Source organism: Streptomyces sp. NPDC021749, from assembly GCF_040640655.1.
In the GTDB taxonomy this organism is placed as follows: Bacteria; Actinomycetota; Actinomycetes; order Streptomycetales; family Streptomycetaceae; genus Streptomyces.
In genome coordinates this window covers 85,184-110,965 of the sequence record NZ_JBFACE010000005.1, presented here as the reverse complement: position 1 = coordinate 110,965, position 25,782 = coordinate 85,184, and the positions used below count along the sequence as shown (strand labels likewise).

Genomic DNA, 25,782 nt, shown 5'->3' with positions numbered 1-25,782 from the left:
TCAGGCGCTCCCGGAGCCGTCGGCGGCCGGCACGGCGTCCTTGGCGGCCCCGGTGCCCTTCTCCGCGCCGGCGTTGATGCCCGACCCGGCGTTCATGCCCGACCCGGCGTTCTTGCGGCGGCGTACGACCACGAAGACGCCGGTGCCGACGGCCAGCGTGGCGCCGACCCCGATGACCCCGGCGAGCCCGCCGGCCAGCCGCGGGTCGGTGATGTCCTTGACGCTGTAGTCGGCGAGCGGCGAGTCCTTGGTGGCGTGGTCCCGGGTCTTGGCGTCGATGCCCTGGTCATGGGCGACCTTCTCCAGACCGTCGGGGCTGGCGGAGGCGTAGTAGCTGAGACCGCCCGCACACACCAGGGCAGCCGCGACCCCGGCCAGCCAGACGCGACGGACGGAACGGCGCGGGGTGGCTGGGGCCGTGGCGGCGGGAGCGGGCGCCGGGCTGGAGGTGCCCTCCGGGGCCAGCGGCGAGGTCCGCAGCTCCAGCGGCTTGGCAAGCCCCCGCGCCCCGTACACCAGGTCCGGCCGTACGGCGATCACCGCACCCACCGTCAGTGCGGTGATGACCGCCTCACCGATCCCGATCAACACATGCACGCCGACCATCGCGGCGAAGACCTTCCCGATCGGCACATCGGCGGTCCCCCCGAGCGCGTAGATCCCGGTGAAGGCGATCGCAGCAGCGGGCACCGAAACCAGCGCCGCGACGAACGAAGCGACGGTCACCGAGCTGCGCCGCCGCGGCAGCACCTTCACCAGCAGCCGGAAGATCCCGTAGGCGACCACGGTCGTCACGATCGCCATGTCGGTGATGTTGACGCCCAGCGCGGTCAGCCCGCCGTCCGCGAAGAGCACACCCTGCATGAGCAGCACGACCGAGACGCACAGCACCCCGGTGTACGGCCCGACGAGTATCGCCGCGAGCGCCCCGCCCAGCAGATGCCCACTCGTACCGGCCGCCACGGGGAAGTTCAGCATCTGCACGGCGAAGATGAACGCCGCCACCAGCCCGGCCAGCGGCGCCGTCCGCTCCGCCCCCGCACCGACCCCCTGCCCCGCACCCGCCAGCTCCCGCCGGGCCCCGCGCAGGCTGACCGCAACCGCCACCGCAGCGACCGCACCGGCCGCCACCGACACCGGCGCATTGATGAATCCATCGGGTACGTGCATCTCAGGCTCTCCGCTTCAGGGTCTGCAACCAGCCAATGGTGAGGCTTACTGCAACAAAGTCGCAAGAGCGCCTTGAATGCGGGACGGGCGTGGGCGCACGGAGGGGCGCCCCTACCGGTCCCCCTCCGGAATCCCGTCCCCGCCCGCCGCCGCGAGGGTGCGCACAAGCCAGCCGGTGCTCACTTTCTCGGCGGCGGCGTTCGCCAGGTTCATCGACGGAGTGCAAGGCTCATCACAGCAGAGAGCACACGTGACGAGAGGGGACGCATGTCACAGAGTGAAGGCGCGCGCCTGTTCCGTGAGGCATGGATCACCGGCGTGCGAGAGCACTTCCCCGGCGAGCCGAAGCCCGGCTACGTGACTCCTTGGGAGGACACCCCGGACTGGGAGCGCCAGGCCGCCGGCGCCGTCTACGAGCAAGTGCGCCAGCTGCTGGACGTGAGCGCCGGCCACGCGTCACGACTGACACCCGAGCAGAAGAGCCGGTTCGTCGCGACATGCTGGACGGCCCAGATGTTCAAGCACTTCGAGGACCCGAAACCCGGGTACGTGGCGGACTGGAGCGATCTGCCGGAGTGGCAAAGGAAGACTGACGGGGACATTTTTGAAGCGATCGAAAAATCGCTGAAGTAATCAGCAGCGAAAGCCCCGCCGCTCCGAAGGTGGTGGAGTGGCGGGGCCTCAGCAGCCGTCAGGCATTGCCGAAGCGGTCCGCCTGAACGGCCACCACGAACGAGGACCAGGCGGCAGTCTCGATGGTGAGCACTGGGCCATGCGGGGCCTTGGAGTCACGGACGGGGACCACGCCACGCGAGGTGATGAGGTTGGTGGCAACCTCGATGCAGTTGCCGCCGTTGTCGCTGTAGGAGGACTTGAACCAGCGAGGGGATTCGGTCGTCACGGGGTGCCCTTTCGTACCTCATGGATCATGGCCACCGATGCCGCCTGCGACAGCGCTTCGGCCTGTAGTTGATGGTAGGCCGTCAACAGGGGGAGCACCGCTGCCGTATCGCGTTCCAGGTGTCCGCGCATCTGGGATTCCGCGTACGCGATTACGGACAGGTCCGACATCGTCAGCAGGTTCATCGGGAGGTTGAACGGGCGACGCTCCCCTATGTCGTAGGGGGCGATCTGGAGCACGGTGTTCGGCAGCTCGGCGAACTCCACCAGTCGATCAAGTTGAGCGCTCATGACCTCGGGTCCGCCGACCCGTCTGCGAATGCAGCTCTCATCCATCACCACCAGCATCATGGGACGGCGGGGCCGCTCCAAGGCCGCCTGTCGCTCCGCCAGGAACGAGACGCGTTCCTCTGCCTGTTCGGGCGTGATGGCCCCCCGCCGCACGGTGCTGTCTGCCAGTACCCGCGCGTACTCCGGTGTCTGCAGCAGCCCGGGGATGATCCCGATTTCGTACAGCCGGATCTCTGCCGCCCGCCCCTCGTACTTGACGTACTCCGGGAAGCCCTCCAGCAGGTTGCCATGTTTGATCTCTCGGTACTGACGCTCGAACGCGTCTGCTGTGCCCTCGATCCCGAAGGCCCGGTCAATACCACGCGAAAACCGGAGAGTTGGGGGCTTCCGACCATTTTCCACGGCCGAAACGTGCACGCTGGAATACTCCGTGCGGCCGGCAAGGTCCTCTTGGGTCCAGCCGCGCGCTTCCCGCAGGCTGCGTAAACGCGCTCCGAAGGCCGCCTGGGGGCTACGGTCCGGGTTCAACTCGTTCTTGTTCACAGTGCGTTCGTCGACCTTCCATCCTTTGCTGACACGTTGAACGCTTCCCAGGCGTGGGCCACGCTGAACCTCCCCAGTAGTGGAATCACTACGGAGAGGAGCGATTGACCATGTCTGCCCCCACCCTCAGAACGCCGCAGCAGGCCGTCTTGGAGCTAAGTCGGCGCCTGGACGATGCGCTGCGCCTGGCCGGGCTTGACCCCGCCCCATCTATCGCGGCTGGTGACGAGATTGCCGGTGTCAAGAGCCACCGGATCCGTCCCGCCGCACTCGCGACGCTCAGGGGATCGGGCTGACCGAGGTACTGGGCGGCCGAGTGTTCTGGGCCGATACGTACGAGGTTGCGAGGGCGCTGGATGCCGCACTCCGCGAGGTAGGCATCGTCGCGCCGCCGTCGCGTGTCGTCTGGGGTACGCGGGGCAATCGGATCATCCCGCCATGGCTGTCGTTCGGTCAGACTGAGCAGCTGGTGCAGAAGATCATGCAGGGGGCGCGGCAGTGAGCGGCTTCCAGGAGAACCCCGTAGAACTCCCGTGTCCGTACGACGACCTCATCCCTGACCCCGTCCCCGGCTGCCCCAAGTGCGCCGAACTGGACGCCACGCGGTACGAGGCACGCAAACGCCGAGAGTTCGCCGTGGCCGTCGTCGCCAGCCAGAAGATCCGGCACCACGAGCAGGGCCACCGTGCCTGAGCAGCAGCCACAGCCACCCCGTCCCGCCGCCGGCGAGTGGGAAGAGCGGGTCGGCAGGCCACCGGTCCAGCGCGCCTACGTGTCCCACGGCGTGACATTCATCCCCGCTGAAGGGAACCCACCACCGTCGGTGGAAGCTCCCTCCCTGGTCACTAGGGAGGGCAGCACCACCGTTAGACACCATCCGTCAACAAGAACGGAGACGCTGAAATGGGATGCAGGCACAGTCACCAGGGAGCACGATTCGATCCGGGGATGTGTGAGGGTTATTGATCGCGCCGCCGGCCTCGGCGACTCGTTCCCCCTCCCTGTTCATGTGCAGCTCAAGCGCCTCATTCATCGACCGAATTCCACATCCAGCAATTCCCCCTCCAGAGATTTCAATGGAGGGGGAATTGCACGCAGCAAGCTCCACCTGAGCGCCGACGGTGGCTGCCGCCCGCCGCCCCGCCCTCACCGGCGGAGAACGGGCGGGCAGCACCCAGGTGACGGCGGTGCCGGAACGACGGGCCGTACCGCACCTGCCTGCGGCGCCGGGTATCCGGAACACCGTCCCGGAGAAGTCCTAAACGACGCGGCGCTCCAGCCGTCGACGTTCGAGGACGTACGCGAGTGCGTTGAGGATCAGCATGGTGGTGGCGAGGGCGGGCTGGATGGGCGGAACCCAGTCGCCGTCGACGAGGGCGGTGCCGGGGTAGAGGATCGCCGACAGCTGGGTGATCCAGTACAGCGACTCGGCCACGACGATCACCTGGACCAGGGAGCGCGTCCAGGCGCCCCGGTGCACCCACAGCAGGTACAGGCCGATCAGGCCGAGTGCGGCGCCCATGCTCATGGTCTGAGCGTTGTGGAACTTGGCGTGCGGCGGCCAATGGGGGTTGTAGATGTGGGTCTCGTTCCAGTCCGCGAGGTAGGCACCGGTCAGGGTGACCAGTGAGGTGAGGGTCAGCAGGACCTTTCCCGTGGTGATCTTGGGCATGGGTTTCTCCGTTGCTGTGAGTGGGGCGTGAGGGGGTGTGGCGGCAGGTCGGAGCGGATCAGGCGGCGATCCGGCCGCGGAACTCCTCGGACCGTCGACGGGCTTCCTGGTGCGCGTCGGCCAGGGACGCCTCGTGGAGCGGAATCAGGTGGCTCAGCGCCGGGACGACGGGCGCCATGGTCAACTCGGGCGTCAACGAGGTCACTTCGAGGCCGAGCAGATCACGCAGGATCGCCTCCAGCGCGGGCACGACGAAGTCCTTGCCGTGGTTGGGGGTGCCAGGGCCGTAACCGCCGCCGCGTGCCGAGATCACCAGGGCCGGACGGCCGGATGCCGCGGGCCCCTCGGCGAAGCCGAAGGTGCGGCCCTTGACGATGACCTGGTCCAGCCATGCCTTGAACACCGAAGGCATCGTGAGGTTGTACATCGGCACGGTGAACAGGTAGGCGCCCGCGCCGAGAAACTCCTCGATGAGTTCGTCCTGGACGGCCGCGGCCGCGGCTTGTTCCGCGGTGTGCCGGCCGGGGTCGGTGCTCCAGGCGGCTATGCCCGCCGCGGCCAGGTGGGGTACCGGCGAGGCGGCCAGGTCACGGTGGACGACCGGCCCGTCCCAGCCGTCCCGGAAGGACCGGGCGACCTGGGACGACACCGAATCGGCGCCGAGCGAGGAGGAGTCGATGTGCAGCAGGTAGGACATGGCGAAGCCTTTGCTGATCGGGTGGAGAGCGCTCAGGCTGCGGCGGGCCGGGCGGTCGGTGCGTGACCGGTGGCGTAACGGTAGGAAGCGGCGATGACCTGCTTGGCCACCTCCAGTTCGGCCTCGTCGCGCGGGGCGTAGAACATGACGACATTGGCGCCGCGGTCGTAGAGCGGGTGCTTCTCACCCCATCCGGAGGCCAGGAACCGGGCGTGGTCGGCCGGGTCCAGCGCCAGGTGCAGGCTGCCGTCGGCGTGCAGGTGCACGAACTCCGCGTCCCCGCGCGGGAGGAACAGCCGGGCGCCGCCGGCCGGGGCGACATCGCCGAGGAAGACCGCCCAGGTACTGGGGACGGAGATCTCGCTGCGGCCCGAGACGGTGCCGGGGAGCGCGGTGGCCATCCACCGCCGCAGCGCCTCCTTGATCTGCGGCGGGCTGGGCTGGGTGAGCTGAAGGTGCGGGACCTCGGGCCCGGTCTCGGGCCGGTCGCCCGCACGCTCGGGCAGTACGGGGAACGTCATGGTGGTGCCTCTTTCGGTGGCGCGGACGGCCCGTCGGCGGGGCGGGCGGCCGACTGATCGCCGAGCGGTCCGGCTCGCCGCCGGCCCGCTCGCTGACACCACCACGCTAGTATCCTGCGGAAAGTGGTTTCCTCCAGGAAAGTGCCCCACGGCTGAGTACGGGAGTGCGGGCGAGAGCGGAAGGACAGGTGCCGTGACCGACCCGGCGCAGCAGGCATGCCCGATCAATCCCGTGGTGGAGCTGGTGTTCAGCCGCTGGACCACCCCGATCCTGTGGGTCCTCGAACACCACGGACGCTCGCGCTTCAACGAACTGCAGCGGCTCCTGCCGACGATCACGCCGAAGGTGCTCACCCAGCGCCTGCGCCAGCTGGAACGCGACGGGCTGATCACCCGCACCTACCACGCCGAGATCCCGCCGAGGGTCGAGTACGCGATCAGCGAGTTGGGCCGCACCCTCGTCCCCGTCTTCGACGCCATCACGGCATGGTCCGACGCCCACCTGTCCCAGGTGACCAACGCCCGCCTGGCGTACGACACGGCGCGCGCGGAGGAAGAGGCCTGGGCGGAGGGCTGAGGAGGAAGAGCCGTGGCCGGCCGGCCGACCGGTGCCCCGCCCCCTCACCCACCCGGCCGAGTTGCCGCCCACTCCCCCGCCCGAAACCATGGGGGCGTGAGCGATGCACCCGGGGCCGTGGGGCCTCGTATGGGGACGGATGTCGTCGAGACGGAGGGGCGGCTGCGTCGGATGCCGGACGGGCCGGGGGCGCAGCCCGGGGCGTACCTGCGCTTTCCGCATCTGCACGGGGATCTGCTCTGCTTCGCCGCCGAGGACGACCTGTGGGTGGCGCCGCTGGCCGCGGAGGGGGAGGAGCCGGGGCGGGCGTGGCGGCTGACCGTGGACCGGACGCGGGTCGGGCACCCGCGGTTCTCGCCGGACGGGAGACAGATCGCGTTCACGACCTGGCGCAGCCTCGACCCGGAGGTGCACCTCGCGCCGGTCGACGGGGGGCCGGCGCGGCGGCTGACGTACTGGGGCAGCACCGATGCGCGGGTGTGCGGGTGGACGCCGCCGGACCACGAGGGGCAGGCGCACGTCCTCGCGGTGTCCTCGCACGGGCAGCCGTTCTCGTACTACTCGTGGGCCTACAGCCTGCCCACCGACGGCAGCCCGGGCGGGAAGCTGCCCTGGGGGCCGGTGTCCGACATCGCGGTCGCCGACATCGAGGGGGAGCGGCGCACGCTGCTGCTCACGGGCAAGCCGCCGCACGAGCCCGCCTCCTGGAAGCGCTACCGGGGCGGGGCGATGGGCCGGATGTGGCTGCACGGGACCCGGCTGCTGCCGGATCTGTACGGGCATCTGGACTCGGTGATGTTCGTGGGCGGGCGGATCGCGTTCCTGTCGGACCATGAAGGCACGGCCAATGTCTATTCCTGTCTCGCGGACGGGACGGACCTGCGGCGGCACAGTGATCACGCCGATTTCTACGCCCGGCACGCCTCGACCGACGGTGAGCGGATCGTCTACCAGTGCGCCGGCGGCCTCTGGCTGATCGACGACCTGGGGCCGGACGCCGTACCGCGGAAGCTGGCGGTGCGGCTGGGCGGGCCGCGGGCCGGCCGGCGCGGCTACCAGGTCCCGGCCGCCTCGCACGTCACCTCGCTCGCGGTGGACGCCACCGGGCGGGCCAGCGCGGTCGGCGTCCGCGGCAGCCTGTACTGGCTCACCCACCGCGACGGCCCGGCCCGGACGATCCACGACACCCCGGGCGTCCGCGTCCGGCTGCCCGAGATGCTGGGCTCCAGCGGCCGGATCGCCTACGTCACCGACGCCGAGGGCCCGGACGCCATCGAGATCGCCAATCTGCCGCGGGCCAGTGACCCGGGGCAGCCGCGCCGGCTGGCCTCCGGTGAGCTGGGCCGGGTCCACGAGATGGCCTCGTCGCCGGACGGCGAGCGGCTGGCGGTGGCCTCCCACGACGGCCGGCTGCTGCTGGTGGACGTGACCCGGCCGGACGAGGAGAGCACCGAGGAGGACCGTTCGGCGGAGGAGGACGCCGCCGGGCCGGGCGGGGTCACCGAGCTGATCCGGTCCACCAACGGCCCGGTCCGCGACCTGGCCTTCTCCCCCGACTCGCGCTGGCTGACCTGGTCGCACCCCGGCATCGGCCGTTCGCTGCGGAAGATCAAGATGGCCCGGCTCTCCGACCGGCTCGTCGTGGACGTCACCAACGGCCGTTTCGAGGACGAGCAGCCGGTGTTCACCCGCGACGGCCGCTATCTGGCGTTCCTGTCCTGGCGCGGCTTCGACCCGGTCTACGACGTGCACACCGGCGATCTGTCGTTCCCGCTGGGCTGCCGTCCGCACCTGGTACCACTGTCGTCGGCCACGCCGTCCCCGTTCGCGCTGTCGCCGGAGGGGCGGCCCGCGGCGGGCGGGCTGGATCCGGACGAGAACCCTCCGCCGGCCGGTGAGGGAACGGTGCTGGTGGAGGTCGAGGGGCTGGAGAACCGCGTCACGCCGTTCCCGGTCGCCGCATCCAAGTACTCCCACCTGGAACCGGTCAGCGGCGGCGGGCTGGTCTGGCTGCGCTGGCCGATCTCCGGCGCGCTGGGCGAGACCTTCGCCAGCCCCGACAACACCTCCGGCAAGCCCACCCTGGAGCACTTCGACCTGACCAAGGCGCGGCGCACCGAACTCACCAGCGCGATCGACGAGTTCGCGCTCAGCGGCGACGGCTCCCGGCTGGTCGTCAACGACGACGGCGAGCTGCGTGCGGTCCCGGCGGCCGAACTGGCGGACAGCGATTCGACGGTCTTCCTGGACCTGCGGCGCATCCTGCACGACGTCGATCCGGGAGCGGAGTGGCGGCAGGCGTACGACGAGGCGGGCCGGATCATCCGGGCGTACTTCTGGGAGCCGCGGATGTGCGGCATCGACTGGGACGCGGTGCTCGCGCAGTACCGGCCGCTGGTCGAACGGGTCGCCTCCCCCGACGAGTTCGCCGATCTGCTGCGCGAGGTCCTGGGCGAGCTGGGCACCTCGCACGCGTACGTCACCGGCGCCCGGCGCAACGAGGGGCCGCCGCACTACCAGCGCGCGATCGGCCTGCTCGGCGCCAACTTCGTCTGCCGGGACGGGCGGTGGGTGGTGCAGCGGATCCTGCCCGGCGAGTCCTCGGACCCGAAGGCGCGCTCGCCGCTGGCCGGTACGGGCATCCGGGAGGGCGCGGCGCTCACCCATGTCGACGGGCGGCCGGTGGACCCGGTCACCGGGCCGTACCCGCTGCTGGCCGCGGCCGGCGGCACCACCGTCGAGCTGACCTTCATCCCCGCGGAGGGCAACGGGCACGCCCGCCGGGTCGCGGTGGTGCCGCTGGTCGACGAACGGCCGCTGCGCTACCAGGACTGGGTCGCCAAGCGCCGTGCGGTGGTGCGGGAGCTGAGCGGCGGCCGGTGCGGCTATCTGCACATCCCCGACATGGGCGGCTCCGGCTGGGCGCAGTTCAACCGCGATGTGCGGATGGAGATGTCGATGCCCGCGCTGATCGTGGACGTACGGGGCAACGCCGGCGGCAACATCTCGGAGCTGGTGATCGAGAAGCTGACCCGCACCATCATGGGCTGGGACCTGACCCGGGACGCCGAGCCGGTGTCGTACACCAGCAACGCCCCGCGCGGCCCGGTCGTGGCGGTCGCCGACGAGATGACCTCGTCCGACGGCGACATGATCACCGCGGCCTTCAAGCTCCAGGGCATCGGCCCGGTGGTGGGCATGCGCACCTGGGGCGGCGTGGTCGGGATGACCGGCCGGCACCGGCTCGGCGACGGCACCACGATCACCGTCCCGATGAACGCGGCGTGGTTCCGGCTCTACGGCTGGGGCGTGGAGAACCACGGCGTCGAGGTGGACATCGAGGCCCTGCGCTCGCCGCTGCACTGGGCCGAGGGCCGGCATCCGACGCTGGGCGTGGCGGTGCGCACCGCGCTGGAGCTGCTGGAGCGGCACCCGGCGGCGACGCCCCCGGACCTCTCGGACGTCCCCGACCGGCGGCGTCCGGCCCTGCCGCCGCGCGGCGCGGGCGGCGATGCCGAGGAGGCGGCGGGGGCCTGAGCGGGCGGCGCGGGGGGCGGGTTCCGCCAGCCGGTTGCCGGGCGCCGGGTCACCCCGGGCCGATCAGGAAGGTCTGGTCGTCCGCGCCGGTGCGGCACGGGACGCCGACGGCCGGGGCGCCCGCCGTCCGGCCGCTGAGGCCGACGCACCGGTCGCCGTCGCTGAGCCGGAGCCGGTAGGCCGGGCCGCCGCCGTCGGTCGGCCCGTCGACCGGCTCGAACCGGAACCGCTGTGCCGGCCCGCCCGCCGTGCAGTCGTTCTGCGGCTCCAGCAGCCCGGCCAGGCCCGGTGCGCGCAGCAGGACCAGACAGCCGACGCCCTCGTCCGGGTGTGACCACTGGACGAGGCGGCGGCCGTCGCCGGCCGCCGTCAGCCGGGTGTGCGGGGGCACCGCCTGCGCGCACGGCCGCACCACCGCGACCGTGTGGTACTCGTGCGCCCGCAGCACCCGCCCGTCCGTCAGGCAGAGCCCGGGCGCCCGCAGCGGACGGATCCGCACCTCGCCGGTGGGCGGCGGGGCGGGGTCCGCACCGCCGTCCCCGGTCAGCAGCGGGACGCCGACGGCGAGCAGTACGGCCCCCAGCAGTGCGGCACCGGTCAGCAGCCGCCGCCGTCGGGCCGGACGGCGAGCGGGGCCGGGGGGACCTGGCGCTGAGACGGGGTCGGGAGCGGGAGCCGGGCCGGCGTCGGGGCCCGGAGCGGGAGCCGGACCGGCGTCGGGGCCCGGAGCGGGAGCCGGGCCTGCGTCGGGGTCCGGAGCGGGAGCCGGACCGGCGTCGGGGCCCGGAGCGGGAGCCGGACCGGCGTCGGAGTCCGGACCGGCGTCGGGGTCCGGAGCGGCGTCGGGGTCCGGAGCGGGGGCAGGCGGAGCCGCCGCGCTCTCCTCGATGCGCCGCCGGGCCGTGAGCCATTCCCCGACCTCGCCCTCGGTGCGGCCGCACGCCCGCAGGAACGCCGCGAGCACCTCGGCCCGCGGCAGGGACTTCCGGCCCAGTACGTCCGCGAGGGTGCTGCGGGCGAGCACCTCGCCGCGTTCGGCCGCCCGCTGCTCCAGCTGACGGTAGGTCAGCCCGCTGTCGTCCTTGAGGCGTTGCATCAGTGCGACGAGTGCGGCGGGGTCGTGGGCCGCCGCGGGCCCCGCACCGCCGGTTCCCCCCGTGCGTGTCATGCCGGTCATTGAACCGTCGCCCGACCGCGGCCACAACACCCCCGCCGGTCAGTCCCGGACAGCGCCCGCCACCCGTCCGGACAAGCCCCGCGTCCCCCGCCTGACCTGCCCGGACAGCGAGCGGCCTGTCCGGGACGGCCAAGGGGCCTTGCCGGACACCGGCCGGCCCAGCAAGGTCGTGTCCTGCCCGGCCGGGGCACACCGCAACAGCCACCAACCACCGCACACTCAACGGGAGATGTCCGATGCGCATCCGTCACCGGATCGTTCCGCTCACGGCCGCAGTCGTCCTCACCGGCGGCCTCGCGGCCACCGAGGCCGCCCCCGCGCTGGCCGCCCACCCGGCGCCCGGGAAGTCCGCCACGTCGACCGCGGCCGGCGGTACGTACCTGTACTTCAACAAGAACCAGCGCCACCCCAGCAAGTCCAAGCTCTGGCTGATGAGGAGCATCCCGCACGCCAAGGACCAGGTGATCGCCAAGTACCGTGCCGGCTCCGGCAACGGCCACCGCAACGGCACGAACGAGTGCGCCAAGATGCAGGGCTGGCTGCCCACCGGCGACTACCGGGTGCTGAGCCACACCAAGCGGCACAACGGTGGCCGCAGCGGCATCAACGGCTATGCGATCCAGGTGCAGGACAAGGTGTGCAAGGACCACCGGACCAAGCGCACCGAGCTGTTCGTGCACAGCGAGATGAACGTCAACGGCACCCAGGGCCCGCGGTGGCCCGGCCATGACAGCCCCTACCGCTGGGACGGCGACAACGACTACTTCTCGCTGGGCTGCATCAAGCTGAAGCCGACGGACATCAAGAAGCTCTTCGCCCAGGCCGCGCGCTCCGGCTGGCCGACGAGGCTCAAGGTCGTCGACTGACCCGGTAGGGAACGACGGAGGTCACGGGGGCCACGGGGGAACAACGGGGGAATGCAGTTGGGGCGCACCCGGTCGACCGGGTGCGCCCCGCGCGCATGGCGCGTACGCCGCCACGCGTCACCTTCAGGACTGCGGATCAGCTCTGGAAGCGGTCCCGCTCGTCGCGCAGTTCGTCCATCGGGTCGGGGGCGGGGCGACGGCCCTGCTGACCGCGCTCACGACCCTGCTGGCCGCGCTGACGGGCCCGGTCCTGGCCCTGCCGGCCGCGCTCGTCCGCCTCGTCGCGAGCGCTGCCCATGGCCTTCTGGGCCTGGTCCTTGAGCTCGTTGGCCTTGTCCTGGAACTGGTCCTTGATGCCCATGCTGTTCACTCCTAGTGGGGCGTAGGGGGTGGGCCCCGCACCAGAGTGACACGCCCGAACATTGCTCGCATTTCGATCACGTTCGATTACCAGGAGTCACAACCTCCTGGCCGGACGGGGGTCCGCTACCGGCCCGCCCGGGCCTTGCCATCCGCCTCGCCGCCCGCCCGGGCCTTCTCGTCCGCCGCGCCGCCCGCGCCGACCAGGCCGACCCGCATGCCCTCCAGCCGGTCCCCGAACCGCCGCATCTCCCGCTGCCCCACCGACCCGATGACCGACGGCAGGTATCCGCGCAGCGACTGCATCCCGCGCAGCCACCACTGGCCGTAGACGTGCGCGGAACGGCGTTCGACGCCCGCCACGATCCGGTCCACGGCGGGGCCCAGCGGATAGGTCTTGTTCGACGGCCAGGGCAGCCGGGAGCGCAGTTCGCGCATGATGGCGTCCTGGTCGGCGCCGCGCACCATGTCGGTGTCGGTCCAGCTCAGATAGCCGACCCCGACCCGTACGCCCTTGTGGCCGACCTCGGCGCGCAGGCTGTGCGCGAACGCCTCGACGCCCGACTTCGAGGCGCAGTACGCGGTCATCATCGGCGCCGGGGTGATCGCGGCGAGCGAGGCGATCTGCAGGAAGTAGCCGCGGGACTCCATCAGGACGGGCAGGAAGGCCCGGCCGGTGACCGCACCGCCTATGAGGTTGACCTCGATGACCCGCCTCCAGGAGACCGGGTCGGAGTCGACGAACGGGCCGCCGGTCGCCACCCCGGCGTTGGCGACGACCACGTCGACCTTGCCGAAGCGGTCCTTGACCTCGGCCGCGACCCGGGCCATCGCCTCGTGGTCGGTGACGTCGGCGTGCCAGTGGTGCGCCGGGCCGTGCAGCGCGGCGGCCACCTTCGCCAGCTCGTCCGGCTCCAGGCCGGCCAGTGCCAGCGTCGCACCGCGCGCCGACAGCTTGCGGGCCAGCAGCGCCCCGACCCCGCGCGCCGCGCCGGTCACCACGACGACCTGTCCGTCCAGGCTCCTGCTCCCGCTCATGCGGTCTTCTCCTTCTGCTGCGCGGACTGCTGCACGTTCTCCTGGGCGGCGTCCCGCGCGGCGGGGACCGCGGCGCCGGTGGTCGCCGCCGTGGACCGGCCGCCGCCGGCCACGAGGTGGTCCCGGACCAGGTCCCGCAACAGGCCGGCGACCGCGCCGGGGTCCTCGATGGGCGTCATATGGCCCTTCCCCGGCAGCTCGGTCAGCCCGCGGAAGTCCGGGAGCACGGAGGCCAGCCGGCGGGACTGCACCGGTGGGGTCAGCCGGTCGGCGGCCCCGGCGAGCACCGCCGTCGGCACCTCCAGCCGGCTGACGCCACCGGTCAGTTCGAGCACCGAGAGCACCTTGCCCCAGCGGGCGCGTACGGCCTGCGGGCAGGCGTGCACGATGCGGGCGCACGCCTCGACCTGCTCGGGGGTGGCCTCGGGGCTCATGGTGGCGTACTTCAGCGCGCGCCGGGTGAGCGGCGACACCGGGCCGAGCGGGGCCCGGGAGCCCAGCAGCAGCCGGTGTGCGAGGCGCCGGGCGGCCTCGCTGCGGAACGGGAACACCTGGGAGGCGGCGGGCAGTCGGGCGCAGCCGGTGCTGCACAGCATGGCGGCGGCGGCCCGGGCGCGCAGTTCCGGGCGCTCGGCGGCAGCCATGATCGTCATGCCGCCCATGGAGTGGCCGCCCACCACGGCGCGTTCGTCCTGGCCGAGGGTCGCCTCCAGTACGGCCACGAGGTCGTCGGCGAGTGCCGTCGTGCCGTAGCCCGCCGGGCCGGTGGCCGGGCTGCGGCCGTGGCCCCGCTGGTCGTAGACGACGACCTTGTGGTCGGCGGACAGTTCGCGGACGACCGGGGCCCAGAAGGCGGTGGAGCAGGTCCAGCCGTGGGCCAGCACCACGGCCGGGGCGCCCTCCGGGCCGTGGGTCTCCGCGTAGATCCGGGCACCGTCGGCCGAGGTGACCTCGGTCGTCGTGCGCGGGACCGGCGGCGCGTAGGGGCCGCTGGTGACGTGTCCGGGCCGGCGGCTCATGCGGCCACCTCCGCCCGGGCGTCGGCGGAGGCGCCCGCGGGGCGGGCCGCGGTGCCGGCCTTCGGGCGCAGCACCTCGTACTCGGCGAGGTCGACCTGGCGGGTCAGCCGCTTGAACTCGCCGGTGGTCCCGGGCCAGGCGGTGGTGTTCCGCCCGTTCGCGTCGAGGTACCAGCTGTCGCAGCCGCCGGTGTTCCACACGGTGCGCTTCATCCTCTCCTGGATCATGCGGTTCCAGTCCTCCACCGCCTCCGGGCGGGCGCTCAGCGCGGTCTTCCCGCCGAGCAGGTCCAGCTGCCGGAGGTAGTCGGCCAGGTAATTCAGCTGGGCCTCGATCATCAGGATCATCGAGCTGTTCCCGAGTCCGGTGTTGGGCCCGATGAGGGTGAGGAAATTCGGGAATCCGGCCGCGCTGGCGCCGCGCAGCGAGGCCATGCCGTCCTTCCATTCCTCGGCGAGGGTGGTGCCCTTGGCGCCGGTCACCCGCTCGGCGATGGGCATGTCCGTCACATGGAACCCGGTCCCGAAGACGATGGCGTCGGCCTCGACTTCTTGGCCGTCGGCGCCGATCAGGGTGTTTCCGCGCACTTCCTTGAGTCCGGAGGTCACCAGGTCCACATTCGGCCGGGCGAGCGCCGGATAGTACGTGTTGGAGAGCAGGATCCGCTTGCAGCCGATGCGGTAGTCGGGCGTCAGCGCGGCCCGTAGCGCCGGGTCCTTGATCGCCTTCTTCATGTGGTTCCGGGCCAGGAGCTCGATCAGGCCCAGCTGGTCGGGGCGCTTGGTGAACGCGCTGACCTGCAATTCCCGGATGCCCCAGAGCAGTTGGCGGCGGGCCGCCCGGGTCGCCGGGACCTTGGTGTGCAGCCATTTCTCGACCGCGGTGATCCGGCGGTCGGCGCGCGGCAGCACCCATGGCGGGGTGCGCTGGAACAGCGTGAGCCGCTGCACCTCCGGCTGGACGGCGGGCACGATCTGGATCGCCGAGGCACCGGTGCCGATCACGGCGACGCGCTTGCCACGCAGTGCGTAGTCATGGTCCCAGCGCGAGGAGTGGAAGACCTTCCCCGGAAAGGAATCCAGCCCCGGAATGTCCGGGATCTTCGGGTCGGACAACGGGCCGGTGGCCGACACCACCACCTCGGCGGTGAGCCTCCCGCTCGCCGTCTCCACCTCCCAGTGCAGCGCGTCGCCGTTCCACCGCAGGTGCCGTACCTCGGAGTGGAAGCGGATGTGCGGCCGCAGCCCGAAGATGTCCGTCACCCGCTCCAGATACGCCCGGATATGCGGCTGTCCGGAGAAATTCCGCGGCCATTCCGGATGGGGAGCGAAGGAGAACGAGTACAGATGCGAGGGCACATCGCACGCGCACCCCGGATAGCTGTTGTCCCGCCAGGTCCCGCCCACCGAGTCGGCCCGCTCCAGGACCACGAAGTCGGTGATCCCCTGGCGGCGCAGTCGTACGGCCGCCCCCAGACCACCGAATCCCGATCCGATCACCGCCACCCGCACATGCTGCGCTTCGCGTCCGGCCATCCGCCGCCTCCCGAGTCCGACGCTCTTCCTGCCCGCCCCGCCGCCCACGCATACCGCGGCCACGGGCCGTTCCGCACACCGCCCGTCAATCGCGCCAGCAATCACTGGCACGATTGGGCACAAGGGGAGCGTAGGGCAGCCACGTACCGAGCGGTAGGGGTCGGGCGGCAGGAAGTTACCGGCAGTTGCACCCCGGAGTTCTGTCACATCTCCGGCATAGGCTGACCCCGTGGCAGCGAACGAGAAGCCGAAGGACGACCACGCGGAGGCCGGGGACGACCGCCGCCCCGCGCGCGAATTCCGCATGACCGAGCTGGCCGAGGAGGCCGGCATCACGGTCCGCACGCTGCGCTTCTACCGCGAACGCAAGCTCATCCCGCCACCCCGCCGCGAGGGCCGGATCGCCTGGTACAACGAGCACCACCTCGCCCGCCTGCGCACCATCGGCGCCCTCCTGGAGCGCGGCCACACCCTCGGCGGGATCGCCGAGCTCCTCGCCGCCTTCGAGTCCGGCCGCGACGTCGGCGAACTCCTCGGCCTGCGGCCCCCGTTGCTGCCCCCGTGGTCCGAGGAGACCCCGGTGCGCCTCACCCCGGAGCAGCTCGCCGACCACTTCAGCAAGGACATCACCCCGGAGAACCTCTCCGCCTCCCTCGACATCGGCTATCTGGCCGTCGACGGCGACGAGTTCGTGCACATCAGCCGCCGCCTCCTGGACGCCTCCACCGAGCTCGTCAACAAGGGCATCCCGCTGGCCGCCGTCCTGGAAGCCGGCCGCAAGGTGCGCGCGCACGCCGACGCGCTCGCCGACATCTTCACCACCCTCATCCGCACCCACGTCCTCGCCGACATCCTCGAACGCGCCTCGGCGACCGACCCGCCCACCGCCCAGGAGGTCGAGCAGATAGCCCGCACCATCGAGGCCCTCCGCCCCCTTTCCAAGGGCGTCGTCGAGGCCGAACTCTCCATGGCCATGGACCGCCGCGTCCAGGCCGAACTGGAGCAGTGGCTGAAGGAACAGGGGCCGGAGCGGGACTGACGTACCGACGCCCCGTCAGTACGCGGGACGGAGCGGGCCGGTGTCCCGTCCTGTCCCGGAGGCCAATTGTCCGGGGATCGGCCGCGTGGTTGGGTGCGGCGTCAGGTATGACACGACCGCATGATCGAGGGGGACATCCACGTGCGCATCCGTACGGGGGCCGCTTCCGCTGCCCTGGCCGGCCTGCTGGCCGTCGCCGCCACCGCCCCGGCTCAGGCCGACGACCGCGACCCGATGCAGCCGCCGAGCAGCACCTACAGCAACGGCCACGGCCCGGGACTGGCCGCCGGCGGGGGCGTCGGTGCCTTCGTGACCGAGGGCGACCGGGTGCACTTCTCGCACACGGTGCGCGGGGCCATCAACGCGCACGGCTGGTGGAAGCGGCTGAACGGCCCGGCGAAGAAGGCCAAGGTCACGGTCTGGCTCCAGGTCAAGAACAACGGCCACTGGTACACCCTCAACAAGGGCGTCAAGACCGTCTACTCCGGCGGCGGCAGCGGCAAGCGCGCCTCGGCCGCCTGGAAGTGCACGAACCTGGTCGCGAAGTACTCGTTCCGCAGCGTCATCGACGTGGACATCGTCGGGTACCCCGACGACGCCCACAAGAAGATCACCGACACGCAGACGCTGTTCTGCGGCACCTGAGCAACACCTGACGGCGGCGCTGGAAGGTAGCCTTCCGGCGCCGTCCGTCTTTCCCGGGAGTGCCTGTGTTTCCCCCCACCGTGATCATCGGCCTGCACGGCATCCTCCGGCGCGCACCGTGGTTCGACCGCGTCGTCGAGGCCCTCACCGCAGAGGACTCCGCCGAAGAGGCCACCGCCGAGGAGACCTCCGAGGAGACCCCCGAGGAGACCCCCGAGGAGACCTCCGTCGAAGAGCAGGTGCTCAGCAGCCTCGTGATCGAACGGGCCGGTGCCTACGGCTGGCAGACCGTGACCAGCTGGCTGACCGAGAACGGGCAGGTCACCGCCCGGCACGAGCCCACCGCGTGGGCGCACGAGGAGGTCGGCGGCGACTGGACGCCCGATGGCCGGATCCACCAACTGGCCTGGCTGCAGGCCGGAGTCCGCACCGACCCGCCGCCCCTCGGGCTGCCCGTCCGGCCGATCACCCTGGTACTGGCCGAAGCCCTGGCTCGCCTGGGCACGGTGACCTTCACCGGTCTGCACGCCCTGCTGCCACTGCCCGCCGCCCGCCGCAACACGGCCTTCCACCAGGCCGAGTTGGCACCCTGGTTCGCCCTGGCGGACCCGGACGCCCGGCACGAGGTCATGGTGACGGTCTCCTGCCACCCCGGGAAGGCCGCGGTGTCCAGCGACGATGCCGCGGCGGTGTGCGCGGCGGTGCGGGATATGGCACAGGGTGCGGTGGAGCTCCCCCGCCCCGGTGCGCACTCCGCACCACCCGTCACGTCCCCGGCCGCCCCACCCGGCCTGGACCTCGATCTCGACCACGCCGTACACACGCAGGGCATGCGCGAGGCGTTCCGGTTCGGCTGCACCACCCGGGAGTGGTCACCGGACCTCGCGGTCTGGCTGGTGGAGATGGTCGCCGACGCCCTGCGCGCGGCGGGGCGGGTGGCACCGGTGGTGGTGACGGCGTCGCTGCCCCTCCCGCCGGCCTGAACCGAGCCACACGCCTGCTTCCGGCTACTGCCCGTACACCACCGTCACCGGCGCATGATCGCTCCACCGCTGGTCGTACGCCGTCGCCCGCTCCACGTACGCCTTCACCGCGCGCTGTGCCAGCCCCGGCGTGGCCAGGTGGTAGTCGATGCGCCAGCCGGCGTCGTTGTCGAAGGCGCGGCCGCGGTAGGACCACCAGGAGTAGGGGCCCTCGGTGTCGGGGTGGAGGGCGCGGACGACGTCGACGTAGCCGCCTCGGGTCTCGGTGAGGACGTCGGTGAGCCAGGCCCGTTCCTCGGGGAGGAAGCCGGACTTCTTCTGGTTGGCCTTCCAGTTCTTGAGGTCGGCCTCCTGGTGGGCGATGTTCCAGTCGCCGCAGACCACGACCTCCCGGCCGTCGGCCGCGGCGCGTTTGCGCAGGTCGACGAGGTAGGGGAGGAACTCGGCCATGAAGCGTTCCTTCTCGTCCTGGCGCTCGGTGCCGACCTCGCCGGAGGGCAGGTAGAGGCTGGCGACGGTCACGCCGGGCAGGTCCGCCTCGACGTAACGGCCGCTGGTGTCGAACTCGGACGAGCCGAAGCCGATCCGGACCCGGTCCGGCTCCCGGCGGGTGTAGAGGGAGACGCCGGCGCGGCCCTTGGCGGCGGCCGGGGCGTGCACGGTGAACCAGCCGGCCGGCTCGCGGACCTCCTCCGGCAGCTGGGCGGTCTCGGCCCGTACCTCCTGCAGGCACAGCACATCGGCCGCGGTCTCCGCCAGCCACGGGACGAAGCCCTTCTTGGCCGCGGCGCGCAGCCCGTTCACATTCACAGAGGTCACGGTGAGCATCCGGGCACGATACCCAGACCGGGCCGGTGATCGTCTTCGGGCCGGGCGGCGCGGACCGTCCGTCCCTCGTCGGGAGCGGCGCCCCGGCCCGTACCCTTCGTCGGTATGGAGACCCGCCCCGTCCGGACCGGCCCCGTCCAGATACGCCCGGTCCGCTACGACCACCCCGACGCCGTGACGCTCGACGCCCTGGTGCAGCAGGAGTACGCCCGCCGCTACGGCGACGGGGACATGACGCCGCTGGACCCGGAGATGTTCGTGCCGCCGCGCGGGACGTACCTGGTCGCGTACGAGGGTGACCGTCCGCTGGCCACCGGTGGCTGGCGGGTGCAGGAGGACGCCGCCGAGGGGTACGCCGTCGGGGACGCCGAGATCAAGCGGATGTTCGTGCTGCCGCAGGCGCGCGGGCGGGGCCTGGCGCGGCGGATCCTGGCCGCCCTGGAGGCGGACGCCCGGGCCGCGGGACGGTCGCGGATGGTGCTGGAGACCGGCATCAAGCAGCCCGAGGCGCTGGCGCTGTACGCCTCCAGCGGCTATCTGCCGGTGGAGAAGTTCGGGCTGTACCGGACGTACGAGGACAGCCGGTGCCTGGCGAAGACGCTGGGGGACGCGGCGGCCGGCTGAGGCGCCTGTCCTTCAGGGCCCCCGGGGCCGGGGCCGTAGCGGCGCTCCGGCCGCCGTGTGACGGGGATCGCGCGTTTGACAGTGATCTCGACCGCTGCCCATACTCATTCCACTAATCCACTAGCTAAAGGGGGGGATCTGGGTGAGCGACGACCCGAGCCCGTGGGCCATCGAGGCCGCAGGACTGGGGAAGAAGTACCGCCGCGGCTGGGCGCTGCGGGACTGCTCCTTCCGGCTTCCCGCCGGCCGTATCTGCGCCCTCGTCGGGCCGAACGGCGCCGGCAAGAGCACCTTCCTCGGCACCGCGACCCGGCTGGTGACGCCGACCACCGGAACGCTGCGGCTGTTCGGCGTCCCGGTGACCGACCCGGCCGTCATGGCGCGGACGGCGTTCCTCGCCCAGGACAAGCCGCTCTACGCCCGCTTCACGGTCGCCGAGACCCTTCGGCTCGGCCGCGAGCTGAACCCGCGCTGGGACCAGGCGCTGGCCGAGCGGGTCATACGGTCCGGCAACGTGCCGCTCACCGCCCGGATCGGCACCCTCTCCGGCGGCCAGCGCACCCGCGTCGCCTTCGCCCTGGCCTTCGGCAAGCGGCCCGATCTGCTGCTGCTCGACGAGCCGATGGCCGACCTCGACCCGCTGGCCCGGCACGAACTGTCCGGCCTGCTGATGGCCGAGGCCGCCGAGCACGGCACGACCGTGGTGATGTCCTCCCATCTGGTCTCCGAGATGGAGGAGATGTGTGACTACCTCCTGCTCCTCGCCGAGGGCCGGCTGCGGATGGCCGGGCCCACCGACGCGCTGGTGCCCGCGCACCTGCTCGTGACCGGGGTGGCCGCCGGCGACGACGGGGTGCCCGAAGAGCTGCGGCAGCAGCACACCGTCGTCGAATCGCGGGTGACCGGGCGGCAGTTCAGCGCCCTGATCCGGCCCGGCGGCCCGCTCTCCGACAGCTGGGAGGCACTGGCACCGAGCATGGAAGAAGTACTGCTGGCCTATCTGCGGTCGCCCGGCGCACCGGACCTGATCGCCGGCGAAGCGCGGCTCGACGCCTCCGGGGAGGTGGCGGCATGACGACCACCGCCGCTCCCGCCCCCACCACGGCCGCAGCGGGCCGCGGCCCGCTGCGCGGACTGCCCTGGGTGGTCTGGCGCCGGCACCGCACGTTCCTGCGCGCCGCCCTGCTGCTCACCCTCGTCGGCTGTGCGCTCTTCCTCTACCAGCGCATCGGCGTCATGGACTTCCTGCACGGCAAGGGCGCCCCGCCGGAGGGCAGCGAGACGCTGGCCACCGAGTTCCGGAACCGCTTCGGCCCGGACTTCGCACGCGACATGCAGTACCTGCAGTACGTGCCGTTCATCGTCGGCGTCTTCCTCGGCGCACCGCTGATCGCGAGCGAGCAGGAACACGGCACCCTCAAGCTGGTCACCACCCAGTCGGTCAGCCGCAGCCGCTGGCTCGCCGCCACGCTCGGGCTTCCGCTGGCCGTCGCCGTGGGCTGCTCCGCCCTGCTGTCGGCCGTCTTCACCTGGGTGTGGACGCCGGTCCACAGCATGGAGGTGAACGGGGACTGGCTGACCAGCGGCGCCTTCGAGGCCACCGGACCGGTGCCGGCCGCCCGGACCCTCTTCCTGGCCGCCTGCGGTATCGCGCTGGGCATGCTGATCAAGCGGGTGGTACCGGCCATGGCCGCCACCGCCTTCGTCGCCCTGGCCACCTCCGTGGCCTGGGACACGTTCCGGGGCCGGCTCGGCGCCGTCCGCAGCGTCAGCTCCCCCTACAACGGCGACGGGCCGAACCTGCCGTTCGACGCCGCCCGGTTCGACGACTGGGTCGGCACCGCCGACGGCAAGCTCTACGGCTTCGGCACCTGCGTCAGTTCCGACAGCGGAGCCGACCGTGCCTGCCGGGCCAAGCTGGGCATCGTCAACCGCGTGATCCAGTACTTCGACTACGGGCAGATGGCCGGAATGCAGTGGCTCGGTGCGGCCGTCCTGGTGGCGCTGGCCGCCCTGGTGCTGGCGTTCGTCGTGTGGCGCACCCGGGGGCGACCGCTCTGAACGGCACGGTCCGGCGCCGCGCCGGGGGCGGCGCTTTGACACCGCGCACGGGCGGCTTGATCATCGAGCGGTCGGGCCGCACGATCCCGGCGCCGCCCGGGAGCCGCGCGGTGGCGGTCCCGGCGGCACGGGGGAAAGCAGCAGAGAGGTGGTGAGCGCCGTGGAGTTCCGCATCGACCGCCGCAGCGGCGTGGCCACCTACCTCCAGATCGTCCAGCAGGTCCAGCAGGCGCTGCGGCTGGGCATCCTCGTCGAGGGCGACCGGCTGCCGACCGCGGCACAGGTCGCCGCGACGACCAAGGTCAACCCCAACACGACCCTGAAGGCCTACCGCGAGCTGGAACGCGAGGGCCTGGTCGAACCGCGCCCCGGCCTCGGCACGTTCGTCAGCCGTACCCTCGCCCGCCCCACCTCCGCGGCGGACGCCCTGCTGCGCGAGGAGCTGCGCGCCTGGCTGGAACGGGCCCGTGCGGAGGGGCTGGCCCGGGAGGACGTCCAGGCGCTGATGAACTCCCTGCTGGAGGAGCGGTATCCGAACGGCTGAGCCGGGCCGGCCGCAGAGGGCCCTTCCGGAATCGGCAGCCCCGCTTGACCCTCACGTCACGTCAGGCCGCACCCTGAGGCGGTACGGCACCACGGGACGAAAGGCGCTGCGATGAGCTACTCGGTCGGGCAGGTCTCCGGCTTCGCCGGGATCACGGTGCGCACCCTGCACCACTACGACAAGACCGGCCTGCTCTGCCCCAGCGACCGCAGCCCCGCCGGCTACCGCCAATACAGCGACGCCGACCTCGCCCGGCTGCAGCAGATCCTCTTCTACCGCGAGCTCGGCTTCCCGCTGGAGGAGATCGCCACCATCCTGGCGGACCCCCAGGCCAACGCCCTCGACCACCTCCGCGCCCGGCACCGGCTCCTGAACGAGCAGATCGGCAAGCTGCAGCGGCTGGTCGAGGTCGCGGAGCGGGCCATGGAGGTGCAGCAGACCGGGGTCGAGCTGACGCCGCAGGAACGCTTCGAGGTCTTCGGCGAGGTGGCCTTCGACCTCACCTACGCCACCCAGGCCCATCTGAAGTGGCAGCACAGCGAGGGCCACCAGCGCTCGATGGCGCGGGCCGCCGCGCACTCCAAGGAGGACTGGGCCACGCTGATGGCCGAGGCTGCCGACTGGCGCCGGCGGCTGCTCGCCGCCTTCGACGCCGAGGAGCCCGCGGACGGCGAGCGCGCCATGGACCTCGCGGAGGAACAGCGGCAGCACATCAGCCGCTGGTTCACCCCCTGCCCCACCGACATGCACGGCCGGATCGCCGACGACTTCGCCGCCGACCCCCGCGCGTTCGCACTGATCATCCCGCCCACGGAGCAGCGCCCCGGCCTCGCCCCGTACCTGCGCACCGCCGTCCACGCCAACGCCGTACGACACCCGGCCGGCGACGGCTCCTGAGCCCCGGCCGCGCCCTGAGCGCCTGCGCCCCCTGAGACTGCCGCGCCCTTGAGGGCCGCACCCCTCAGCCGTACGCCGGCCTCCCCGCCACCCCGATACACCCCGACCTCCCGAAGGCTGCCCACCCATGCCCAAAATCCTGCTCACCGCCGCCGGCTCGTACGGCGACGTCGCCCCCTACACCGGCGTCGGCGCCCGGCTCCGCGCGGCCGGCCACGACGTCACGCTCGCCACCCACGACGCCTACGAGCCCCTCGTCCGGGCCGCCGGCCTGGAGTTCCGCCGGCTGCCCGCCGACCCGCGCGGCGGGCCCCCGGCCGACGGCACCGCACCCCCGGAGGGCACCCCGCCCGGCCGCCGCGCCCTGATGCGCCGGGCCGCCGCTTTCATCGAGGAGCTGGGCGGGGGCATGGCCGACGCCGCCGACGACGACACCGACCTGCTGCTGCTCTCCGCCACCACCGCACCGCTCGGCCACCACCTCGCCGAGGCGCACGGCATCCCGTCGCTGGGCCTGTTCCTCGTGCCGCAGGCCCCCACCGGCGACTTCGCCCCCGTCGTCAGCGGCGGCCGCTCCCTGGGCCGGACGGGCAACCGCGCCCTCGGACGCCTCTCCCTCCGCGTCATCGACCGCCTCTACGCCGGCGCCACCCGCACCCTGCGTGCCCGCCTCGGCCTGCCACCCGCCACGCCCGCCACGGTCCGGCGCCGCGCCGAAGCGGCCGGCTGGCCGGTCCTGCACGGCTTCAGCGAGACCCTGCTCCCCCGCCCCGCCGACTGGCGCAGCGGCCTCGAAGTGGTCGGAAACTGGTGGCCCTGGCACGCCCCTGACGCCCAACTCCCGCCTGCCGTACGCGACTTCCTCGCCGCCGGCCCGCCCCCGGTCTTCATCGGCTTCGGCAGCATGGCGGGCGGCGAGGGGGAGCGCCTGGGCGAGCTGGCGGTACGGGCCCTGCGGCGCGCCGGGGTCCGCGGCATCCTCCAGTCCGGCTGGGCCGGCCTGTCCGCCGCGCACGCACCCGGCGCGGACGACGTCCTCACCATCGGCGAAGTGCCGCACGCCCTGCTCTTCCCGCACCTGGCCGCGGTCGTCCACCACTGCGGTGCGGGCACCACGGCAGCCGGCCTGCGCGCCGGGGTGCCCACCGTCCCCGTCCCCGTCACCGCCGACCAGCCCTTCTGGGCCGCCCGCCTGGCCGCTTCCGGCCTCGCCACCGCCCCGATCCCCTTCGCCCAGCTCACCGGCGACACCGGCGCCGCCCGCCTGGCCCACGCCCTCACCCAGGCCACCACCGGCCCCGAACGCCACGCCCGCGCCCGCGCCGCGGCGGCCCGCCTCGCCGCGGAGGACGGCGCCGGCGCGGTCGCCGAGACGGTCGACCGCCTGACGAGCTGAGCCCCGGGGCGGCGGACACCGGACCGGGGCGAGGACCCGCTTCGCGGGGAAACCGCCACCCGATCGGGGGCCCGCCGCCCCGCCCCGGGATGCGACCGGCCGCCGCAGGGCGTGGGCTCGCCCTATGACCACGTTCCGCAAAAGCACCCCGCTTCGCAGAGCGCTCCTCCGCGCCGCCCTGCTGGCGGCCGCGGGCCCGGCCGTCACCGTGACGGCGGCCCAGGTCGCCCTCGCCGCCCCCACCGGCCACTGGGCCCACCCGGTGGCCGCCCGCTACCGCATCAGCGTGCCCTACGGCCTGCCCGGCGACTGGCAGGCCGGTCACCACACCGGCATCGACCTCGCGGTCCGCTCCGGGGCGAAGGTCAGGTCCGTCGGACCCGGCACCGTCGTCCTCGCCCGGCGCTCGGGCGCGTACGGCAAGGCCGTCACGGTCCGGATGCGGGACGGCCACTACACGCTCTTCGGCCACCTCTCCCGGATCACCGTCCACCCGGGCCAGCACGTCCGCGCCCGCACCCGCCTCGGCTACGCCGGCGCCACCGGCCGGGCCACCGGCCCGCACCTCCACTTCGAGGTCCGCACCCGCCGCCACTACGGCTCCGACATCAACCCCCTCGCCTACCTGGCCCGCCACGGCATCCGCCTGACGTGACGTCCGGCCACACCCGGCAGGCCAAGGCGGCGAACTCCCCCTGACGCAGACAAAGTTCCACTGCACAAACGAAAATCCCGTCCGATCGAAGCGATCGGACGGGATTCACGAAGTGCGTGGACCTGAGGGGATTCGAACCCCTGACCCCCTCGTTGCGAACGAGGTGCGCTACCAGCTGCGCCACAGGCCCTTGCGACGAGTGAAACT

At 72.4% G+C, this 25,782-nt stretch carries 27 protein-coding genes and 1 tRNA gene; 15 read left to right on the top strand and 13 right to left on the bottom strand.

The genetic code is table 11. The features are described from left to right. Nucleotides 1-1,170 (bottom strand): energy-coupling factor ABC transporter permease, encoded by a 1,170-nt coding sequence (locus AB0G35_RS06940; RefSeq protein ID WP_360944898.1) that lies wholly within the window; start codon nt 1,168-1,170, stop codon nt 1-3. A 267-nt stretch (nt 1,171-1,437) separates the two neighbouring features. Between AB0G35_RS06940 and AB0G35_RS06935 the strand changes: the two genes are divergently transcribed. Further along, entirely contained in the window at nt 1,438-1,803 is a 366-nt protein-coding gene (locus AB0G35_RS06935; protein WP_360944895.1) for a hypothetical protein, read from the top strand. Nucleotides 1,804-1,861: 58 nt separating this feature from the next. On the opposite strand, the gene AB0G35_RS06930 is transcribed toward AB0G35_RS06935, so the two are convergent. Further along, nucleotides 1,862-2,071, bottom strand: a complete 210-nt coding sequence (locus AB0G35_RS06930; protein WP_360944892.1) for a DUF397 domain-containing protein — start codon at nt 2,069-2,071, stop codon at nt 1,862-1,864. Further along, the gene (locus tag AB0G35_RS06925) at nt 2,068-2,904 is read right to left on the bottom strand and encodes a helix-turn-helix transcriptional regulator (RefSeq protein ID WP_360944890.1); all 837 of its coding nucleotides are present in this window, start codon (nt 2,902-2,904) and stop codon (nt 2,068-2,070) included. Before AB0G35_RS06925 ends, AB0G35_RS06930 begins: the two co-directional genes overlap by 4 nt. A 498-nt stretch (nt 2,905-3,402) precedes the next feature. Here AB0G35_RS06925 and AB0G35_RS06920 point away from each other — a divergent pair, with 498 nt between their 5' ends. Continuing rightward, nucleotides 3,403-3,597, top strand: a complete 195-nt coding sequence (locus AB0G35_RS06920; RefSeq protein WP_360944887.1) for a hypothetical protein — start codon at nt 3,403-3,405, stop codon at nt 3,595-3,597. A 565-nt stretch (nt 3,598-4,162) separates the two neighbouring features. Here AB0G35_RS06920 and AB0G35_RS06915 read toward each other — a convergent pair. From AB0G35_RS06915 to AB0G35_RS06905, 3 genes are read right to left on the bottom strand one after another with little or no spacing between them, the layout of a single operon-like run. Next, the gene (locus AB0G35_RS06915; RefSeq protein ID WP_360944884.1) at nt 4,163-4,576 is read right to left on the bottom strand and encodes a DUF6640 family protein; all 414 of its coding nucleotides are present in this window, start codon (nt 4,574-4,576) and stop codon (nt 4,163-4,165) included. Between the two features lie 58 nt (nt 4,577-4,634). After that, nucleotides 4,635-5,273 (bottom strand): NAD(P)H-dependent oxidoreductase, encoded by a 639-nt coding sequence (locus AB0G35_RS06910; RefSeq protein ID WP_360944881.1) that lies wholly within the window; start codon nt 5,271-5,273, stop codon nt 4,635-4,637. Between the two features lie 32 nt (nt 5,274-5,305). Beyond that, nucleotides 5,306-5,794, bottom strand: a complete 489-nt coding sequence (locus AB0G35_RS06905; protein WP_360944878.1) for a luciferase family protein — start codon at nt 5,792-5,794, stop codon at nt 5,306-5,308. Between the two features lie 193 nt (nt 5,795-5,987). Here AB0G35_RS06905 and AB0G35_RS06900 point away from each other — a divergent pair, with 193 nt between their 5' ends. Both AB0G35_RS06900 and AB0G35_RS06895 read left to right on the top strand, forming a co-directional pair. Continuing rightward, the gene (locus AB0G35_RS06900; protein WP_360944875.1) at nt 5,988-6,371 is read left to right on the top strand and encodes a helix-turn-helix domain-containing protein; all 384 of its coding nucleotides are present in this window, start codon (nt 5,988-5,990) and stop codon (nt 6,369-6,371) included. A gap of 171 nt (nt 6,372-6,542) precedes the next feature. Further along, nucleotides 6,543-9,908, top strand: coding sequence for a S41 family peptidase (locus AB0G35_RS06895; protein WP_360945328.1), 3,366 nt, complete (start codon nt 6,543-6,545; stop codon nt 9,906-9,908). Nucleotides 9,909-9,957: 49 nt separating this feature from the next. Here AB0G35_RS06895 and AB0G35_RS06890 read toward each other — a convergent pair whose 3' ends face one another. Then, nucleotides 9,958-11,076, bottom strand: a complete 1,119-nt coding sequence (locus tag AB0G35_RS06890; protein ID WP_360944872.1) for an XRE family transcriptional regulator — start codon at nt 11,074-11,076, stop codon at nt 9,958-9,960. Nucleotides 11,077-11,321: 245 nt separating this feature from the next. Between AB0G35_RS06890 and AB0G35_RS06885 the strand changes: the two genes are divergently transcribed. After that, nucleotides 11,322-11,951 (top strand): L,D-transpeptidase, encoded by a 630-nt coding sequence (locus AB0G35_RS06885; protein WP_360944869.1) that lies wholly within the window; start codon nt 11,322-11,324, stop codon nt 11,949-11,951. Between the two features lie 136 nt (nt 11,952-12,087). Here AB0G35_RS06885 and AB0G35_RS06880 read toward each other — a convergent pair whose 3' ends face one another. From AB0G35_RS06880 to AB0G35_RS06865, 4 genes are all read right to left on the bottom strand, one after another. Beyond that, on the bottom strand, nt 12,088-12,312 hold the full coding sequence (locus AB0G35_RS06880) for a hypothetical protein (protein ID WP_360944866.1): 225 nt from the start codon (nt 12,310-12,312) through the stop codon (nt 12,088-12,090). 125 nt (nt 12,313-12,437) lie between these two features. Continuing rightward, nucleotides 12,438-13,349, bottom strand: coding sequence for an SDR family oxidoreductase (locus AB0G35_RS06875; protein ID WP_360944863.1), 912 nt, complete (start codon nt 13,347-13,349; stop codon nt 12,438-12,440). Further along, nucleotides 13,346-14,368 carry an alpha/beta hydrolase gene (locus tag AB0G35_RS06870; protein WP_360944860.1) on the bottom strand — a complete coding sequence of 341 codons (1,023 nt, stop codon included), beginning with the start codon at nt 14,366-14,368 and terminating at the stop codon, nt 13,346-13,348. The genes AB0G35_RS06875 and AB0G35_RS06870 overlap by 4 nt, the downstream gene beginning before the upstream one ends. Beyond that, nucleotides 14,365-15,903, bottom strand: a complete 1,539-nt coding sequence (locus AB0G35_RS06865; RefSeq protein WP_360944857.1) for an NAD(P)/FAD-dependent oxidoreductase — start codon at nt 15,901-15,903, stop codon at nt 14,365-14,367. The genes AB0G35_RS06870 and AB0G35_RS06865 overlap by 4 nt, the downstream gene beginning before the upstream one ends. A 304-nt stretch (nt 15,904-16,207) precedes the next feature. Here AB0G35_RS06865 and AB0G35_RS06860 point away from each other — a divergent pair, with 304 nt between their 5' ends. The 3 genes from AB0G35_RS06860 to AB0G35_RS06850 all read left to right on the top strand — a co-directional run bounded on the left by AB0G35_RS06860 (nt 16,208) and on the right by AB0G35_RS06850 (nt 18,570). Next, nucleotides 16,208-16,942 carry a MerR family transcriptional regulator gene (locus AB0G35_RS06860; RefSeq protein WP_360945326.1) on the top strand — a complete coding sequence of 245 codons (735 nt, stop codon included), beginning with the start codon at nt 16,208-16,210 and terminating at the stop codon, nt 16,940-16,942. Between the two features lie 120 nt (nt 16,943-17,062). Continuing rightward, nucleotides 17,063-17,587: a hypothetical protein gene (locus AB0G35_RS06855; protein ID WP_360944854.1), complete on the top strand. Its 525-nt coding sequence runs from the start codon at nt 17,063-17,065 to the stop codon at nt 17,585-17,587. 65 nt (nt 17,588-17,652) lie between these two features. Then, nucleotides 17,653-18,570, top strand: coding sequence for a hypothetical protein (locus AB0G35_RS06850; protein ID WP_360944851.1), 918 nt, complete (start codon nt 17,653-17,655; stop codon nt 18,568-18,570). 24 nt (nt 18,571-18,594) lie between these two features. On the opposite strand, the gene AB0G35_RS06845 is transcribed toward AB0G35_RS06850, so the two are convergent. Beyond that, nucleotides 18,595-19,398, bottom strand: coding sequence for an exodeoxyribonuclease III (locus AB0G35_RS06845; RefSeq protein ID WP_360944848.1), 804 nt, complete (start codon nt 19,396-19,398; stop codon nt 18,595-18,597). A gap of 105 nt (nt 19,399-19,503) precedes the next feature. On the opposite strand from AB0G35_RS06845, the gene AB0G35_RS06840 reads away from it, so the two are divergent. From AB0G35_RS06840 to AB0G35_RS06810, 7 genes are all read left to right on the top strand, one after another. After that, nucleotides 19,504-20,022 carry a GNAT family N-acetyltransferase gene (locus AB0G35_RS06840; RefSeq protein ID WP_360944845.1) on the top strand — a complete coding sequence of 173 codons (519 nt, stop codon included), beginning with the start codon at nt 19,504-19,506 and terminating at the stop codon, nt 20,020-20,022. 142 nt (nt 20,023-20,164) lie between these two features. Then, nucleotides 20,165-21,097, top strand: a complete 933-nt coding sequence (locus AB0G35_RS06835) for an ABC transporter ATP-binding protein (RefSeq protein ID WP_360944842.1) — start codon at nt 20,165-20,167, stop codon at nt 21,095-21,097. Further along, complete coding sequence (locus AB0G35_RS06830; protein ID WP_360944839.1) at nt 21,094-22,083, top strand: ABC transporter permease subunit; 990 nt, start codon at nt 21,094-21,096, stop codon at nt 22,081-22,083. Before AB0G35_RS06835 ends, AB0G35_RS06830 begins: the two co-directional genes overlap by 4 nt. Before the next feature lie 148 nt (nt 22,084-22,231). Next, the gene (locus AB0G35_RS06825; RefSeq protein WP_360944836.1) at nt 22,232-22,627 is read left to right on the top strand and encodes a GntR family transcriptional regulator; all 396 of its coding nucleotides are present in this window, start codon (nt 22,232-22,234) and stop codon (nt 22,625-22,627) included. Between the two features lie 111 nt (nt 22,628-22,738). After that, on the top strand, nt 22,739-23,524 hold the full coding sequence (locus AB0G35_RS06820; protein WP_360944833.1) for a MerR family transcriptional regulator: 786 nt from the start codon (nt 22,739-22,741) through the stop codon (nt 23,522-23,524). Nucleotides 23,525-23,651: 127 nt separating this feature from the next. Next, complete coding sequence (locus tag AB0G35_RS06815; RefSeq protein WP_360944830.1) at nt 23,652-24,920, top strand: glycosyltransferase; 1,269 nt, start codon at nt 23,652-23,654, stop codon at nt 24,918-24,920. Nucleotides 24,921-25,044: 124 nt separating this feature from the next. After that, nucleotides 25,045-25,575 (top strand): M23 family metallopeptidase, encoded by a 531-nt coding sequence (locus AB0G35_RS06810; protein WP_360944827.1) that lies wholly within the window; start codon nt 25,045-25,047, stop codon nt 25,573-25,575. 117 nt (nt 25,576-25,692) lie between these two features. On the opposite strand, the gene AB0G35_RS06805 is transcribed toward AB0G35_RS06810, so the two are convergent. Next, nucleotides 25,693-25,765 (bottom strand) — tRNA-Ala (locus tag AB0G35_RS06805). Between the last annotated feature and the right edge of the window lie 17 nt (nt 25,766-25,782).